At 61.2% G+C, this 14,728-nt stretch carries 13 protein-coding genes; 5 read left to right on the top strand and 8 right to left on the bottom strand.

From position 1 onward, the window contains the following. The first annotated feature begins 23 nt into the window (after positions 1-23). Entirely contained in the window at positions 24-2,873 is a 2,850-nt protein-coding gene (gcvP, locus tag ACP15S_RS02930) for an aminomethyl-transferring glycine dehydrogenase (RefSeq protein ID WP_425038079.1), read from the top strand. 574 nt (positions 2,874-3,447) lie between these two features. On the opposite strand, the gene ACP15S_RS02935 is transcribed toward gcvP, so the two are convergent. Then, a complete protein-coding gene (locus ACP15S_RS02935; protein WP_425038080.1) occupies positions 3,448-4,419 on the bottom strand; it encodes a Gfo/Idh/MocA family protein in 972 nt (323 codons plus the stop codon). Positions 4,420-4,582: 163 nt separating this feature from the next. Between ACP15S_RS02935 and ACP15S_RS02940 the strand changes: the two genes are divergently transcribed. Next, on the top strand, positions 4,583-5,185 hold the full coding sequence (locus tag ACP15S_RS02940) for a hypothetical protein (protein WP_425038081.1): 603 nt from the start codon (positions 4,583-4,585) through the stop codon (positions 5,183-5,185). Positions 5,186-5,535: 350 nt separating this feature from the next. On the opposite strand, the gene ACP15S_RS02945 is transcribed toward ACP15S_RS02940, so the two are convergent. After that, positions 5,536-5,949, bottom strand: coding sequence for a hypothetical protein (locus ACP15S_RS02945; RefSeq protein WP_425038082.1), 414 nt, complete (start codon positions 5,947-5,949; stop codon positions 5,536-5,538). Next, positions 5,904-6,236 (bottom strand): methyltransferase domain-containing protein, encoded by a 333-nt coding sequence (locus ACP15S_RS02950; protein ID WP_425038083.1) that lies wholly within the window; start codon positions 6,234-6,236, stop codon positions 5,904-5,906. Before ACP15S_RS02950 ends, ACP15S_RS02945 begins: the two co-directional genes overlap by 46 nt. A 239-nt stretch (positions 6,237-6,475) precedes the next feature. Here ACP15S_RS02950 and ACP15S_RS02955 point away from each other — a divergent pair, with 239 nt between their 5' ends. Beyond that, positions 6,476-7,342 carry a calcium-binding protein gene (locus ACP15S_RS02955; protein WP_425038084.1) on the top strand — a complete coding sequence of 289 codons (867 nt, stop codon included), beginning with the start codon at positions 6,476-6,478 and terminating at the stop codon, positions 7,340-7,342. A 128-nt stretch (positions 7,343-7,470) separates the two neighbouring features. On the opposite strand, the gene rpoH is transcribed toward ACP15S_RS02955, so the two are convergent. After that, positions 7,471-8,367, bottom strand: a complete 897-nt coding sequence (rpoH, locus tag ACP15S_RS02960) for an RNA polymerase sigma factor RpoH (protein WP_425038085.1) — start codon at positions 8,365-8,367, stop codon at positions 7,471-7,473. 246 nt (positions 8,368-8,613) lie between these two features. Here rpoH and ACP15S_RS02965 point away from each other — a divergent pair, with 246 nt between their 5' ends. After that, on the top strand, positions 8,614-9,033 hold the full coding sequence (locus ACP15S_RS02965; RefSeq protein ID WP_425038086.1) for an excinuclease ABC subunit B: 420 nt from the start codon (positions 8,614-8,616) through the stop codon (positions 9,031-9,033). Positions 9,034-9,169: 136 nt separating this feature from the next. Here the strand turns inward: ACP15S_RS02965 and ACP15S_RS02970 are convergent, their stop codons facing one another. Both ACP15S_RS02970 and parA read right to left on the bottom strand, forming a co-directional pair. Then, positions 9,170-10,015, bottom strand: a complete 846-nt coding sequence (locus ACP15S_RS02970) for a DUF6206 family protein (RefSeq protein ID WP_425038087.1) — start codon at positions 10,013-10,015, stop codon at positions 9,170-9,172. A gap of 44 nt (positions 10,016-10,059) precedes the next feature. Beyond that, positions 10,060-10,695: a ParA family partition ATPase gene (parA, locus tag ACP15S_RS02975; RefSeq protein WP_425038088.1), complete on the bottom strand. Its 636-nt coding sequence runs from the start codon at positions 10,693-10,695 to the stop codon at positions 10,060-10,062. Positions 10,696-10,796: 101 nt separating this feature from the next. On the opposite strand from parA, the gene ACP15S_RS02980 reads away from it, so the two are divergent. Then, positions 10,797-11,588, top strand: a complete 792-nt coding sequence (locus ACP15S_RS02980; RefSeq protein ID WP_425038089.1) for a hypothetical protein — start codon at positions 10,797-10,799, stop codon at positions 11,586-11,588. On the opposite strand, the gene ACP15S_RS02985 is transcribed toward ACP15S_RS02980, so the two are convergent. Beyond that, the gene (locus ACP15S_RS02985; RefSeq protein WP_425039642.1) at positions 11,585-12,070 is read right to left on the bottom strand and encodes a HugZ family protein; all 486 of its coding nucleotides are present in this window, start codon (positions 12,068-12,070) and stop codon (positions 11,585-11,587) included. The two genes, ACP15S_RS02980 and ACP15S_RS02985, sit on opposite strands and share 4 nt — an antisense overlap. A gap of 93 nt (positions 12,071-12,163) precedes the next feature. Continuing rightward, positions 12,164-14,446: a glycosyl hydrolase family 28-related protein gene (locus ACP15S_RS02990; RefSeq protein WP_425038090.1), complete on the bottom strand. Its 2,283-nt coding sequence runs from the start codon at positions 14,444-14,446 to the stop codon at positions 12,164-12,166. Positions 14,447-14,728 lie beyond the last annotated feature (282 nt).

Here is a 14,728-nt window from a genome sequence, read left to right on the forward strand (position 1 = left end):
TCCCTGGCGTGAGGAGACATATCATGGCGTTTCAACCGACCGAGTATTTGCCTTATGATTTTGCCAACAGGCGGCATATCGGGCCTTCTCCTGCGGAGATGGAGGCGATGCTGGCCGAGCTAGAGGTGGGCTCGCTGGAGGACCTGATTGCCCAGACGGTGCCTGAGAGCATTCGTGCGAAGGCGCTTTTGAGTTTTGGGCGCGGCATGTCGGAGCGCGGGGTGTTGCATCACCTGCGGCAGGTGGCGGGCAAGAACAAGGTGCTCTCCTCGCTCATCGGGCAGGGCTATCACGGGACGATGACGCCGCCTGCGATCCAGCGCAACATCCTTGAGAATCCGGCCTGGTATACGGCCTATACGCCCTATCAGCCGGAGATTTCGCAGGGGCGCTTGGAGGCCTTGCTGAATTTCCAGACCATGGTCTGCGATCTCACGGGGCTGGAGGTGGCCAATGCCTCGCTTCTCGATGAGGCGACGGCTTGCGCCGAGGCGATGACCATGGCGCAGCGGGTTTCGAAATCCAAGGCCAGGGGCTTCTTTGTCGATCGTGATTGCCATCCGCAGAACATCGCCGTGATGCAGACCCGCGCCGCGCCTTTGGGGATTGAGGTGATCGTGGGCAAGCCGGAGGATCTGGAGCCGGAGGCGGTGTTTGGCGCGATTTTCCAGTATCCGGGGACGTACGGCCATGTGCGCGATTTCACGCCGCAGATGGAGGCTTTGCATGGGGCCCGCGCGATTGGGATCGTTTCCGCCGATCCGATGGCGCTCACGCTGCTCAAGGAGCCGGGCGCGATGGGGGCCGATATTGCCGTGGGCTCGACCCAGCGCTTCGGCGTGCCCATGGGCTATGGCGGGCCGCATGCGGCTTATATGGCCTGTCGTGATGCGCTCAAACGGGCGATGCCGGGGCGGATTGTCGGCGTGTCTGTCGACAGCCATGGCAACCGGGCCTATCGGCTCAGCTTGCAGACGCGTGAGCAGCATATCCGGCGCGAGAAGGCGACCTCCAATGTCTGCACCGCGCAGGCTCTGTTGGCGGTCATGGCCTCGATGTATGCGGTCTTTCATGGGCCCGAGGGGCTCAAGGCGATTGCGCAGCGCATCCATCGCAAGACGGTGCGGCTGGCCGAAGGGCTGGAGGAGGCAGGGTTCCGCGTCGATCCCAAGGATTACTTCGACACGATCACGGTCGATGTCGGGCTGTTGCAGGCAGGCGTTTTGCAGGCGGCGGTGCAGCAGGGCGTCAACCTGCGGCGCGTGGGCGAGACGCGGGTGGGCATTTCGCTTGATGAGGTGACGCGGCCCGAGACGGTCGAGAAAGTCTGGCGCGCCTTTGGTCTCGTGAAATCCTATGATGCCAGCGCCGAGCGCTATCACCTGCCCGATGCCATGGTGCGCACGAGCGATTACCTGACCCATCCGGTGTTTCACATGAACCGGGCCGAGACGGAGATGATGCGCTACATGCGGCGGCTGGCGGACCGGGATCTGGCGCTCGACCGGGCGATGATCCCGCTGGGGTCCTGCACGATGAAGCTCAATTCTGCCGCCGAGATGATGCCCGTCAGCTGGCGCGAGTTTGCCCATATGCACCCTTACGTCCCCGCCGATCAGGCGGAGGGCTATGCGGAGATGATCGGCGATCTCTCGGCCAAGCTTTGCGAGGTCACGGGCTATGATGCGATCTCGATGCAGCCCAATTCCGGCGCACAGGGCGAATATGCCGGGCTTTTGACCATCGCCGCCTATCACCGCAGCCGCGGCGAGGGCGCGCGCAATATCTGTCTCATCCCGATGAACGCCCATGGCACGAACCCCGCCAGCGCGCAGATGGTCGGCTGGAAGGTTGTGCCCGTGGCCTGCGATGCGCGGGGCGACATTGATGTGGAGGATTTCCGCGCCAAGGCGGAGGCGGCAGGCGATGCGCTGGCGGGCACGATGATCACCTATCCGTCGACCCATGGGGTTTTTGAGGAGACGGTGGTTGAGGTCTGCGAGATCACCCATGCCCATGGCGGGCAGGTCTATATCGACGGGGCCAATATGAACGCCATGGTCGGGCTGTCGCGCCCCGGGGATCTGGGCGGCGATGTGAGCCATCTCAACCTGCACAAGACCTTCTGTATTCCCCATGGCGGGGGTGGGCCCGGGATGGGGCCGATTGGAGTGAAATCCCATCTGGTGGCGCATCTGCCCGGCCATCCGCTCTCAGACGAGGGGCCGGGGCCGGTTTCTGCCGCGCCCTATGGCTCGCCCTCGCTTCTGCCGATCTCCTGGGCCTATTGCCTGATGATGGGCGGCGAGGGGCTGACGCAGGCGACGCGGGTCGCGATCCTGAATGCGAACTACATCGCGAAGCGCTTGGAGGGGGCTTATGACGTGCTCTATCGTGGCGGCAATGGCTGGGTCGCTCATGAGTGCATTCTCGACACGCGGCCCTTTGCGGAAAGTGCCGGCGTCACGGTCGATGATATTGCCAAGCGCTTGATGGATGCGGGCTTTCACGCGCCGACCATGTCCTGGCCCGTGGCGGGGACGCTGATGATCGAGCCCACCGAGAGCGAGACCAAGGCCGAGCTGGACCGGTTCTGCGATGCGATGCTGGCCATTCGCGAGGAGATCCGCGAGATCGAGGAGGGGCGGATTGACCGGGAGGTGAACCCGCTCAAGATGGCGCCGCATACGATGGAAGATCTCGTGCGCGAGTGGGACAGGCCCTACAGCCGCGAGGCGGGCTGTTTTCCGGCAGGCGCCTTCCGGGTGGACAAGTATTGGCCGCCGGTGAACCGGGTGGATAATGCCTATGGCGATCGCAATCTGGTCTGCATCTGTCCGCCGATGGAGGAGTATCAGGAGGCAGCGGAGTAGGGGGCTCGGCAGGGGTCGTGACGCCTATTCTGTGAACCCAGCCCGGTACGCGGTGAAGCCGCAGGGCAAAACCAGCCCGTCCCTCGGGCTGGTTTTTGGGTCGCCGTGAGAGCGACCGATGTCTGGTGCTCGAATTTGGCCAACATAAAATGCCTTGGAAGGGGTGTTGCAACCACCACCCCAGGAGCTGGTTTTGCCCTGTTTGGAGGGTCGATTGCTCCAGCTCGGTCCGCGCGCGATGTATAAGGCCAGTTACGAACTTGCCTTAACCCGTCTTGGAGTTCTGAAAGACCCAGCCCGGTACGCGGCGGAGCCGCAGGGCAAAGCCAGCCCCTCCCACGGGCTGGCTTTTGGGTTGCGGTAAGCGCAACCTTCGTCTGATGCGTGGATTTGGCCTACATAAGGTACATTGGAAAAAGTGTTGCAAGCGCCACCCCAGGGGCTGGCTTTGCCCTGATTGGATTGGCTCGCTCAGCGTGGTGTCTTGCTGCGCGGGGGCATGGGCACGGAAGCGCCAAGATATTCAAGCGCTACTGTGCCGCGCATCACCCCAGGGGCTGGTTTTGCCCCGCGCTCAGCCCTTGGCCTTGGCGAAGACCTGATCGATCATCGCCTGTGTGCCGCGCGAGAATTCCAGGGGGCAGGGGTAGGCCACCCCGTCCAACACTGACGCGTTGAACGCCTCACCTTGCAACACATATTGGTTCACGCCCGGCCAGCGCCATGAGGTGACTTCCAGCCCCGGCCGGTGCAGCTCGACGCGCGCGGTGTCAAACACCCCGGCATTGAAGGGCGCGGTCAGACGGATCAGGCCATGGGTGCCGTGGATATTGACCTCCTGACGCGGCAGCATGCGCATGGAGTTCACGGCGGAGAAATGGAACGAGGGAAACCGCGCGGTGATCTGGGACCAGACATCGACATCATTCTCCCAACGCACCTCGGCCGAGAGGATCTCCTCAGGCTCTTCGCCCGTGACAAAGCGCGCGGTGCCGTAGGTATAGACGCCTATGTCAGGGATCGCACCGCCGCCGGTCTCGGGGCGGTTGCGGATATTGCCGCCATCTTCGGCATTGTTGTAGCTGAAGACGCTGTCGATCTGGACCAGCTCGCCAACCTCGCCCGCTTGCAACAGATCGCGCGCCTTGTGCCATTGCGGGTGATGCACGACCATATAGGCCTCTGCGGCCACCAGCCCGGTTGCGTCGCGCTTGACGATGACCGGGTCAAAACCTGCGGCCTCCATCGCGAGGGGCTTTTCGACGAGCACATGTTTGCCCGCCTCCAACGCCTTGAGGCTCCATTCGATATGCAGGTGATTGGGCAGGGGGATGTAGACGGCGTCGATGCTGTCAGAGGCCAGCAGGGCATCATAGCTGTCAAAGATCTCCAGCCCGGGGGCGAGCTCAATAAAGGGTTTGGCCTTGTCAGCACTGGAGGTGGCCAGCGCCGCGAGGCTCCCGCGCGCGGCGCGGTGCAGCGCCGGGGCCATATGCTGTCTGGCAAAATTCGCGGCGCCCAGAATGCCCCATCTGACGTGATCCATGGCTGTCCTCTCCCCTTTTTTGTGCGCTTACCCAAGCGCGTTTAGGGGGGGAATTCAAGGGGCTGGGCGGGTCAGCGGTCGGCATTGCCAGACTCTCAGATGCAGCGTAAGGTTCAGAACGTAAGTAATTTTATGCGTATTAAACCAACAGGGGAGTATTCCTATGTCTTTATCCAAAACATGTGCCGCCAGCGTGATCGCGCTTGCCTGTGCATCCGGGGCGCATGCGGCCACGTTTGATCTCACCGGTGATGATATCACCATGCAGCGATTGGTCGAAGTCGATGGCAGTGTGCTCTCGGAAGTATCGACGGATGCAACCGTGAGCGGCGCGGTCGAATTTGATTGCAATATTGTCCCAGAGCCCTGCGGCTTCGGCTCTGGGGGTGTTCTTTTCTCCGTCGATCTGACCGCAACGCAGATCATCATGGCCTATGATGGCGCGCCAAACTCTAGCATTGGCTTCTCTCAGTTTACCGGGACAGACACGTTTAACGGTTTCAACTTCACCGGGCTGGATTTCGGCATGCCGATCACAGGCGTCGCCGTCACGGGCACCGAGACAACAGGCACGCCCGTGGTAAGTTTCACGGCCAATTCCGTGTCAATTGACATGAGCGGCTCCGGTATTAGTGGCGGCGGGTCCTTCATATTCGACATATCCGGGACCGTGGCCCCTGTGCCTTTGCCTGCCGCCCTGCCGCTTGCGGCTGGTGGGCTGCTGGCGTTGTTCGGGCTGGGCTACCGTCGCAAACAGCGCGCGTGAGGGTCTAACCCAGATGCAAAGAAGGCCTCGGAGACATCTCCGGGGCCTTCGTTTTGTTGTGCCTTACGAGGGAACATCTGGAGGAACCTTGGATTAGGCGGAGGCGAGCATGCCTTGTTCTTTCGCCATGTCGCGCAACTTTCTTCGCAGCTTTTGCAATCGCGCGGATCTCGATCTGGCCGATGCGTTCGCGGCTCAAGTCATATTCGCCGGACAATCGCCCCTCCGCCCTGAGGGTGGACGCTGCGAGACAGTGATCACCCTTTGCCGGGATGCCGTCCTTGCATCTGGGGCGCGGGGGTGATGCGCGGGTGGGGATGACGCCGCCTTGCGGAGCTTTGCCATTGGCGTCAGGCCGGTTTGCTGACCTCAAAACTGAACCGTCCTGTCGAGAAGAAATGCTCTCCACGGGCATTCAGCGTGGCCTGTTCCTCTGCCCAGGCCTGAAGCTCCTCCTCGGGGATGGTCTGTTGTCCGGCCACATAGGCCAGAATGAACGGCACCACCATCTCGCCGTAACAGCCCTCGTAGCGGTCAAGATTGACGATGGGGAAATAGCTCACCTCATCAACGACCAGACCGGCGCTCCTGAGCCGCGCGCCTAATGTGCGCGGCAGTCTGCTATCGGCGCAATGGGGGGCAAAGGCTCGCAGAACCCGGTCTATGCGGTCGGGATCCGCACTATGCCAGCAGATGCCGTCCCAATCCGTGGCCAGGATCAGCGCGCGGCCCCGGGCTTCAACACCCGATGCACCTCCCGGCAAAACTGCGCGATGTCGGGCACATACTCAGCCACCTGTGTGCTGACAACGACGTCGAAAGCGCCGTCTTCGAAGGGCAGGTCGGCGGCATCGGCGGTGCGGTAGCTGAGCCAGTCCTGCGTGATGCGCTGTGTGGCGAGAAAGCCGGGCCCGCTTCCAATATCGAGAACGCGCTCGTCCGTCTGGATCGCGAGCCGTCGCAAGGTATCGTCGCGTTGCGCCACAACATCGGGCCCGAGATACACCGCCTCAAGCCGCTCTGCTGCGGCGTCGTCGTATCGCATGCCCATCTGGTCATTCCTCCCGTCCCTAAGCAACACGCGACCATTGCGGCACAAGGTCGGGAAGCGGCGCAGGACAAGCCGCAGTGTGCTGGCGTGACCCGGTCGGTCAGACCGTTGCCCGCTTGGGGCCGGTTCGGGCCTGTTCCGGGGTGAGGCCGCCTTCTCTCCGCAGGTTCTGTGGTTTGCGACGGCGATTTATGGTATCCTCGCCTTTTCACAACTGAACAGATTTGAGGGGGCTGATCATGCCTTTCAGAGGAATTAGGCCGATTTGGGATCAGTTGATCCTTTATGGCACGAATAGTGACGATTTTCTTGTTGCAAACGGAACGATCCGTATCCTCCACGGCCTTGGGGGCGACGATGTGTTGGTTGCCAAAGAGGCGGGAACCTTTCTGAATGGCGGATCGGGCGACGATACACTGGTGAGTGGCCTTGGTGCCGATACCATCGATGGCGGCTCGGGCAGTGATACGGTGTCTTACGCGGGCGGGTTCTTCGGCCCAGACTTGTCTCTGATCCAGTCTGGTGCCGTTACGGTCAACCTCATGAGCGGCACGGGCAGCGGCGGTTTTGCCGAAGGCGATGTGCTGACCGGCATCGAGAACGTCAGAGGCTCGAACTTTGACGATATCCTCATCGGTAACAATAACGACAACAGGCTCCTCGGCGGCAGCGGCGCCGATACCTTGCTGGGGATGGACGGCGACGATTACATTGTCGGCGGGGGGAATGTCCTCTTCGGCGAGGGAGATTTTTTGTCCGGCGGGGCAGGCGCTGACACCTTTGCTTTTTCCATGCGCGGCGATTCCGGCGGCGGCCAAGCGGTTGATTTCATCGCAGACTTTGGCGACGGAGACGATCGCATCGCCTTGTTTGCGGAGCAGAAGGCGATTTTCGATGACTTTCTGTTTCTGGGTGAAGCCTCCGGGTTTTCATCCTTTTTCCTGAACGAAGTGCGTTATACGCACGACGCCGACAGCACACATGGCGCGGTCACCAATGTGCATGCCCGCGTGTTTCATACCGATCTGAGCTATGACACGGTCAGTATCATGCTCGATGGGCATCTCGCCCTGACTGCGAGTGATTTCGAGTTTGACTTTGTCTGACGTGTGTTTGGCGCACGCTTGACCGCCTCGTAGGGGCGGTTGCCGCCGAGCGCGTCTTGCGCGACACAAAAAACCGCCGGGCTGGAGGGACCCGGCGGTTTTGGCCTGACGTGCCTTACGAGCGGTGATCAGGCGGAGGTCAGCATGCCTTGCTCTTTCGCCAGATCGCGCATCTTCTTTTGCAGCTTTTCAAAAGCGCGGACCTCGATCTGGCGGATGCGCTCGCGGCTGACGTCATATTCGCCCGAGAGCTCTTCCAGCGTCAGCGGATTGTCTGACAGGCGGCGCTTGACGAGGATGTCTTTCTCGCGGTCGTTGAGAACGTCCATTGACTTCGCCAGGAGCGCGCGGCGCGCCTCGAGCTCATCGCGGGCTTCATAATCGCTCGCCTGATCGGCATCTTCATCCTCGAGCCAATCCTGCCATTGCATCGTGCCTTCGCCCTCGGAGCCGACAGTCGCGTTGAGCGAGGCATCGCCGCCCGACATGCGCCGGTTCATCGAGATAACTTCCTGTTCCGTCACACCCAGATCATTGGCGATGCGCGCCACATTCTCGGGCCGCAGATCACCATCCTCCAGAGCGCCAATCCGGGCTTTCGCCTTGCGCAGGTTGAAAAAGAGCTTCTTCTGCGCGCTTGTGGTGCCCAGTTTCACGAGACTCCAGGAGCGCAGGATATACTCCTGAATGGAGGCCCGGATCCACCACATGGCATAGGTCGCGAGGCGGAAGCCCTTCTCGGGATCAAAGCGTTTGACCGCCTGCATGAGGCCCACGTTGGCCTCCGAGATCACCTCGGCCTGCGGCAGACCGTAGCCGCGATAGCCCATGGCGATCTTGGCCGCGAGCCTCAGATGCGATGTGACCATCTTGTGGGCCGCTTCGGTATCTTCCTGCTCGACCCAGCGTTTGGCGAGCATGTATTCTTCTTCGGGCTCCAGCAGGGGGAATTTGCGGATTTCCTGCATGTAGCGCGACAAACCGCCTTCCGGCGTTGGTGCGGGGAGATTTGCGTAGTTGGCCATCGGTTACCCTGTGTGTTGGAACGCGCTGTTTTTGGGGCGCATGTTGATCTGATTAACATTTACTTAGGAACGGTTAACAAAAGGTTCAAGCACCGTCCGTTGCAAATCAATATTGCGGCTTTTTTCCGGTTTGAAAGGTTTGTGACAGAGGGCTCACGGCCATGTGCTGGCATATGCGCGGATTGTAACAATTGGCGTTTGCGGCCGGTGGGCTGGCAAATTGACGGGCCGTGCTATCTTTCGCCCATGCGATATCTGGCTCTTCTCGCCGGTCTGATGGCTGGCCCCGCTGCTGCTTGGGACTTCTCGCCCGAGCCGATCTGTACCCTGCGTCTGGAGGGGCCGGTTGCGGTTGAAGTGACTTATGATGCGCGCCTGCCGGAATATGCCATTCACATCACGCGGCCCGGGGGCTGGCCCGAGGGGCCGGTCTTTGCACTGCGCTTTGAAGGGCCGCGCGGTTTGATGATCTCGACGGACCGGCATGTTGTGGAGGGCGAGACGCTCTCGGTGCGCGACAGCGGGTTTGGCAACGTGCTTGCCGGGTTGCAGTACAATGAGCGGGCCGTGGCGCTTTTGGGCGATGCGGCGGTGCCCTTTGATCTGAGCGGGGCGGGTCCGGCGGTTGAGGCGTTTCGCGCCTGTCCGGTTGTGCCGTCGGTGTGAGGGCTGGGCCAGCCCCTGGGGTGGTGCATGCTACGGATGGTCGACGCGCTTTATGGGGGCCGTGTCAGGGCGCAGAAATTCTGCTGTGCTCTGCTTCGACAAAGCACCAGCCCGTGGGAGGGGCTGGCGCAGCCCTTCAGACGTTGGGCTCGCCCTGCAGGCCCAGCACCTTGCGCATGCCCGTCCAGAGACCCGACAGCCGTGGCGGTTCGGCCAGCTCCGGCAGAATTTCGTCTTGCCATGGTGTCATCTCGCGACGCGCGAAATCACGGCCCCAATCGAGATAGGCGGGCGCATCATCGGGACGCAACCGACAGGCCGAGCCCACCAAACCGACCAGCGTCTCGGGCGGCGAATACCACTCATCCTGCACGGCGGTCAGCTTGCGCCGCATAAAAGGCGCCAGAACGCGCATCAAGGGTTTGTCCGAATAGGTGGCCAGCATCGCGCCCATCTCATCTCGGGAATAGTGAATGAGCGGCGGGAAGGTGTCGAAGAACACGCCTTCACCGTCCACTATGGCGAGATTGCGGATCGACGGGTGAAAGCCGATGCGGGTGGCGTCGAGATCGGTCCGGGTCCAGAAGCGCGCGACCACATGGCCCGCCGCTTCCATGTGTTCCAGCGTGCGGGGGAGCGGATCGGCGATCATGCGTGGGCGCATCAGGGTCTCGACATCGAGCGCCTCCTGCACGACGACGGGCACGCGGACACCGTCTTCCATCTCCAGCAGGTGAAATTCCGTCTCGGGCATCCTCACACCGGTGGCGAGAATGGCGGCCACGTAATCGGCATGGCAGGCGGCCAAGCGCTCCAGCGCGGCCACATCCGTGAGCCCGCGATAGACCTTGATGACCCGGTCCGAGAGCGGGCCGGAGGTGGGCCGGAAGGGCGCGCAGAAAAAGCCCAGCTTCGAGATCGGCGCCCCGCGGGCGGCGCTGTCGGCGGTGATGGCGGCGCGAAGGGCGGCAAGGTCGGTCATCGGACGGTCTCTTTGTGATCGCAAAAGCAGGCTTGGATGACCCTTTAGCCTGCCGCGAGGCGCTTCGCCACCTCTGCGGTGAGCGCGTCGACCTCTGTGCGGGCCGGGCTGGCGCCTGCCTCGACAGCGGCGCGGCCCTCGCCGATGGTCTGGGCGTAGATCACCCGGTTGGCGAGGCCTTGTGTGGCCACATCAGATCCCAGATCGACCACTTGCGCGGCCACCTCGTTGGACAGTTTCGTACCCGCGCGTCCACGGGTCATGACAACAAGGGTCGGCACATCTTCGCGCTGCGCGAGATCGAGGACGCTTTCGGTGGCCCAGAGATCCACATGGCTGGTGGCCAATGGCACGAGCGCAAGGTCAGCCGCGCGCAGGGCCGGGCGCAGATCGCTGTCGGCCTTGGGGGGCGTATCGATGATGACGATGTCGTAACTGTCGGACAATTTGCGCACTTCATAGCTCACGCCCCAGGCCGATGAGGTGGCAAATTCGAGGCCCGGCTCTCCGCCACGCTCCAGCCGTGTCATGAACCAACGCCCCATGGAGCCTTGCGGATCTGTGTCGATGACCGCCACAGACTTTCCCGCACGCGTAAATCCAAGCGCGAGATTGATGGCGAGCGTCGTCTTGCCGGAGCCCCCCTTTTGCTGCGCGATGCAGATGACCTGTCCACTCATGTTCTGCCCTCATTGCTGCAACGCGGCATAAGCGGTTTTGCCTCTGACGACCATTTGGCAAAACGCCGCGTATTAACCCTCTGTTTACCAAGGTGAAGCAAATGTCTGTTATGCTGCTGCGCCTGTGGATCATGTGGTTGCTCATCGTGCCGGGCCTTGTCGCGGCGGGGCCTTGGCCGCGCGGCGTGGGGACTGCCTTTGTCTCGACGGCGACCGAAGTCTATGAGGCAGAGGATGGCGAGCTCTCTCAATACTCGTCGCTCTACGGTGAATATGGTTTGACGCCTAAGCTGAGCCTTGGGGGCAAGTTTTCCCGAGGCACAGAGGCAGGGTTGGAGGCACAGGTCCATCTCGGCATCGGGCTCCTGCAACGGGGACCGCATGCCCTCTCTGTGGAATTGAGCTACACCCACCGCCAGTTTGAATATCGGGAGACAGTCACAGCGCGGCGGTTCTTTGCGCCGGAGTTCGAAGGTCAGGAGGTGATCTTTGAGGGATTTAACCCTGATGAGGAGCGCATCACGACCCGGGCAGAAGAGGCCGAGACCCAACATTTCGGCATTGGTCTGGCCTATGGGCGCGGCTTTTCCCTGGGTGACAGGTCGGGTTGGGCCACGCTTGAGGCGTCGTGGCATGGCCCGTTGGAGGGGTCTCACGAAGTGGCGGCGCCCGAGATCAAGGTCGACGGAACTCTGGGCCTCAGTTTTGAAGGGGGTTGGAAAGCTATGATGCAGGTCTTCACGATGCGCATTGAGGACGAAACCTTTGTGACCTACGCGCCCTCCGTTGTAATCCCCATGTTCGAGGATAGCCATGTCGCGATCGGGCTGCGGATCCTGGCGGATACGCCCGAGCAATCCTCACTCGCGCTTGGGCTGTGGCGGGATTTCTAGGCCGTCAAGATATCTTCCGATGTGACCGGATAGGCCTTGCCAAAGCCGCCATTTAGCAGACCGTCCCGTACCGTGAAATGGACCAGCGCAAAGTCGCCAAAGCCAATGTAGAGTTTGGCCTTGGGGTATTGTGACAGGTAGTGGCGGGCGAGGGGGGCATGGTCGTCTGATCCATGGCGAATAAAGCGCGCCGTGACGCGCAGGCTGAGCCGCGGATGGGTCAGCGGATCCCCTTTTGACCCGGGCTCGCCCAGCAAGATCGCCGCATTCGGGTTGGCCTTGAGTGCGGTTGCGTGTTGCGACAGGTCCGAGATCAGAGACAGTGGCGCACCATCGGGGGCGCGCGCCAAGGCGATCCGGGAAATATTGGGGAGGTTGTCCTCCGGGTCCGTGACCGCAAGCGCGCCATGCCGGGTCCGCGTCAGCAGATCCGCGATCAGGCCGCGGGCCTCGTCATCCATCTCGCGCAAAGGATTTGTCATGGTCACAGGTTAAAGCGCGGTTGCTTTGAGGCCAATGGCAAAAGGGCGCTCCATACTTGGAGCGCCCTTCTGGGGTCACTTGTGCTGGATCCTCTACCGGTCCATGCGCATCGTCACACGCATTTCGCCCCGGACCGCCTCTGGCCACCTCAAACGCACATCCTGCGCCTCAGACCCTTGCTCCAACTGCGTGTAAGGCATCGCATAGACCGTATCTCCATTGCCGTCCTGAATACGGCCGCGCGGAGCAATGGCATCGACCTCGCGGGCCCGGCCTCCAAAGGCGAGGAAGTTCTCGCCGGATACAGTCCAGGTCGCCGAAGCGGTGTTTTGATCATGCGTGATCACCACGGGATTGGACGTGCCGTATTCGACGTTATGGTAGGTGTTGTTCGAGAAATCGACGGAGCGCATGGCCCCGAAATCGAGATCGGCAAAGGTCGTGTCGACCCGTTCGACGCGCTCAATGGTTGCCTGAACCACCCGGAAAAGGTTGCCCGTCACAGCCATGCCATTGATCCGATGGCCCGTGCCAAACGGCTTCACGATGATGGGCGAGAACGACGTAAGTACTTGAGAGCACAAGAAGATGTTGTTTGTGATCGACAGGCCCGCAAATCCGAAGCCGCCCGTGAAATCCGGCTCCGGCTCGCGCTCATTGGTCCATTCAATCATGCAATTGTCGATGTAATTGCCGACAACAGTGGTGTTGCATGAACGTAAGGTCAGCACGAGGCCTGCGGTTCGCGGCCCATTTGCCGTGCCTCCCTGAAAGAAGTGATTGCCCGAGACGATATTGTGCGCGCCGGACAGGATCGCGAAGTGCCGGAATTGGGTTGCACGGTTGTTGCGCAACTTGACGTCGTTCGCATTGGCGTTGAGCGCAATGGTTTCCCGGTCGCCTGTCGGAACGCCCCCTTCTTTGGAAATGAACTGGCAGCGATCCACCAAGAGACCCTGACAGCCATATCCCGGCGAAGAGATGCCGCGATGACCGGGCCGCGTGATCATGCAATCGCGCATCTGGCAAGCAACGCCCGAGCGCGCGAGCATGACGCCGCTGGCCTCTTCGCGGCAGTTGATCTCGATATCGGAGAGCGAGAACAGATCAAGCCGATCAAAACCGCTGAAATCCAGAACGTATTTGAAGCGCGTGAAGGTAAACGTCTGGCGGCCTGTCGAACTGTAGAGCGGTTGGGAAAGTGTGATTTCGCCAGCGCCTACGTTCTTCTCTCGGACATAGATTTCGCGCCCAACGCCCGCGCCGGTAACAAGCGATCCAATCGGAATATTGGCGACGTTGTCGACATCGCGCAGCGTGAATTCATCGCTGGCTGTGTAGGTCGCGGGTGACGTGAAGACATCAGGGTCCCAGTTGGAGCCGCTATTGATGAAGAACTGCCCGTTCCGGATGTGGCGACGCTGCGCATAGGAGGTTTTGTTCGCAACCGCATCGGCCATATCGATCGGACCATCGATGGTCAGACGACGTCCGCCAAGGTCAAGCCCTTCATGATCCGAATTGTTCAAGAGCGCCTGAAAGGCTTTCTTGAAAGCCAATTCTTCATCGCCAAACGCATCGATATAGGTCGAAAGGTCAAAATTCTTCGTCAGAGACAAAATCCGGCTTCTGGGCATCTCGACATTGCCTTCAAAGCGGATCCGCGAATTGATCGTGACGTCATCGTCGAGGCGATAGACGCCCGCAGGTACAAAAACTTCGCGCCCATTGGCGGCTGTATCTGCGGCTTCAAAAGCGGCCGATGAATCTGTCAGGGCATCGCCGATGGCGCCATAGTCGCGCACGTCGACACTGCCCATCATGTCCGTGATGAACACGGAGGTGACATCTTCAATCGAGAGATCATCAATGCGAACCAAACCGCCATTGGGGCCGGTCAGATCGAGGCCAAAATGCCCGTAGACCGGTTCCGTCCCCCAGGCCAGATCAACACCGCCACGGGCGCCGGGGCCAACGATCGCATCGATCTCAACCACGGAGCCATAGCTGGTCAGCTCCGTCTCCGGGCCAGTGGTTGTCAAGCCGGGAACAGCCGAGCCGTTAGAGCGCGCAGCGAAGCCCGCGATGCGCAGGGTCGGCAAAGCGCCCGATATGGCTTTGACCCGAGCTTTGATCCGCAAGTAACACCCGGGCAAAAGCGGGGTCTCGCCCATGTAGCGCAACCGCTGGGTGCCTTCGGTCTTCTGCAATTCGATGCAGCCGCCGAAATCCTGATCTGCGGTTACCACTGCAGCATTGGCCGCGTTGTCGTAAGTGTCCGTGCCCGGCCTGCCATCCTCGCTCGACCACACCGCCAGACCATCCGCAAAAGCAGGTGGCATGAAAATCACGCCTTCGGTGATTGCCTTGTTCATCGCGATCCCTTTCCCAAACTGATCATTGGGGCGCAGCGGCAATGACCGTGGCCCGAAATCCTGAGGGGGCAGAAGTATCAACAGGGAGTTAACGCAGGCTGAGAGGAGCGTTCGGACCGTGAGCAACGGGAAGTAGGCGCACTGAAAAACGCGTGCCCTGGTTTCATGTGTACCGATACCCGTGGAGGCCATTTGGCGACCTTCCGAGAGAATGGGAAAACGCGAGATGTCCGGACGAAGTCCTTCGGCGATCAATGTCTCAAGTCTGGTTCTTCAGAACTC

Source organism: Primorskyibacter sp. S187A (genome assembly GCF_049800955.1).
GTDB lineage: Bacteria > Pseudomonadota > Alphaproteobacteria > Rhodobacterales > Rhodobacteraceae > JAKVBH01.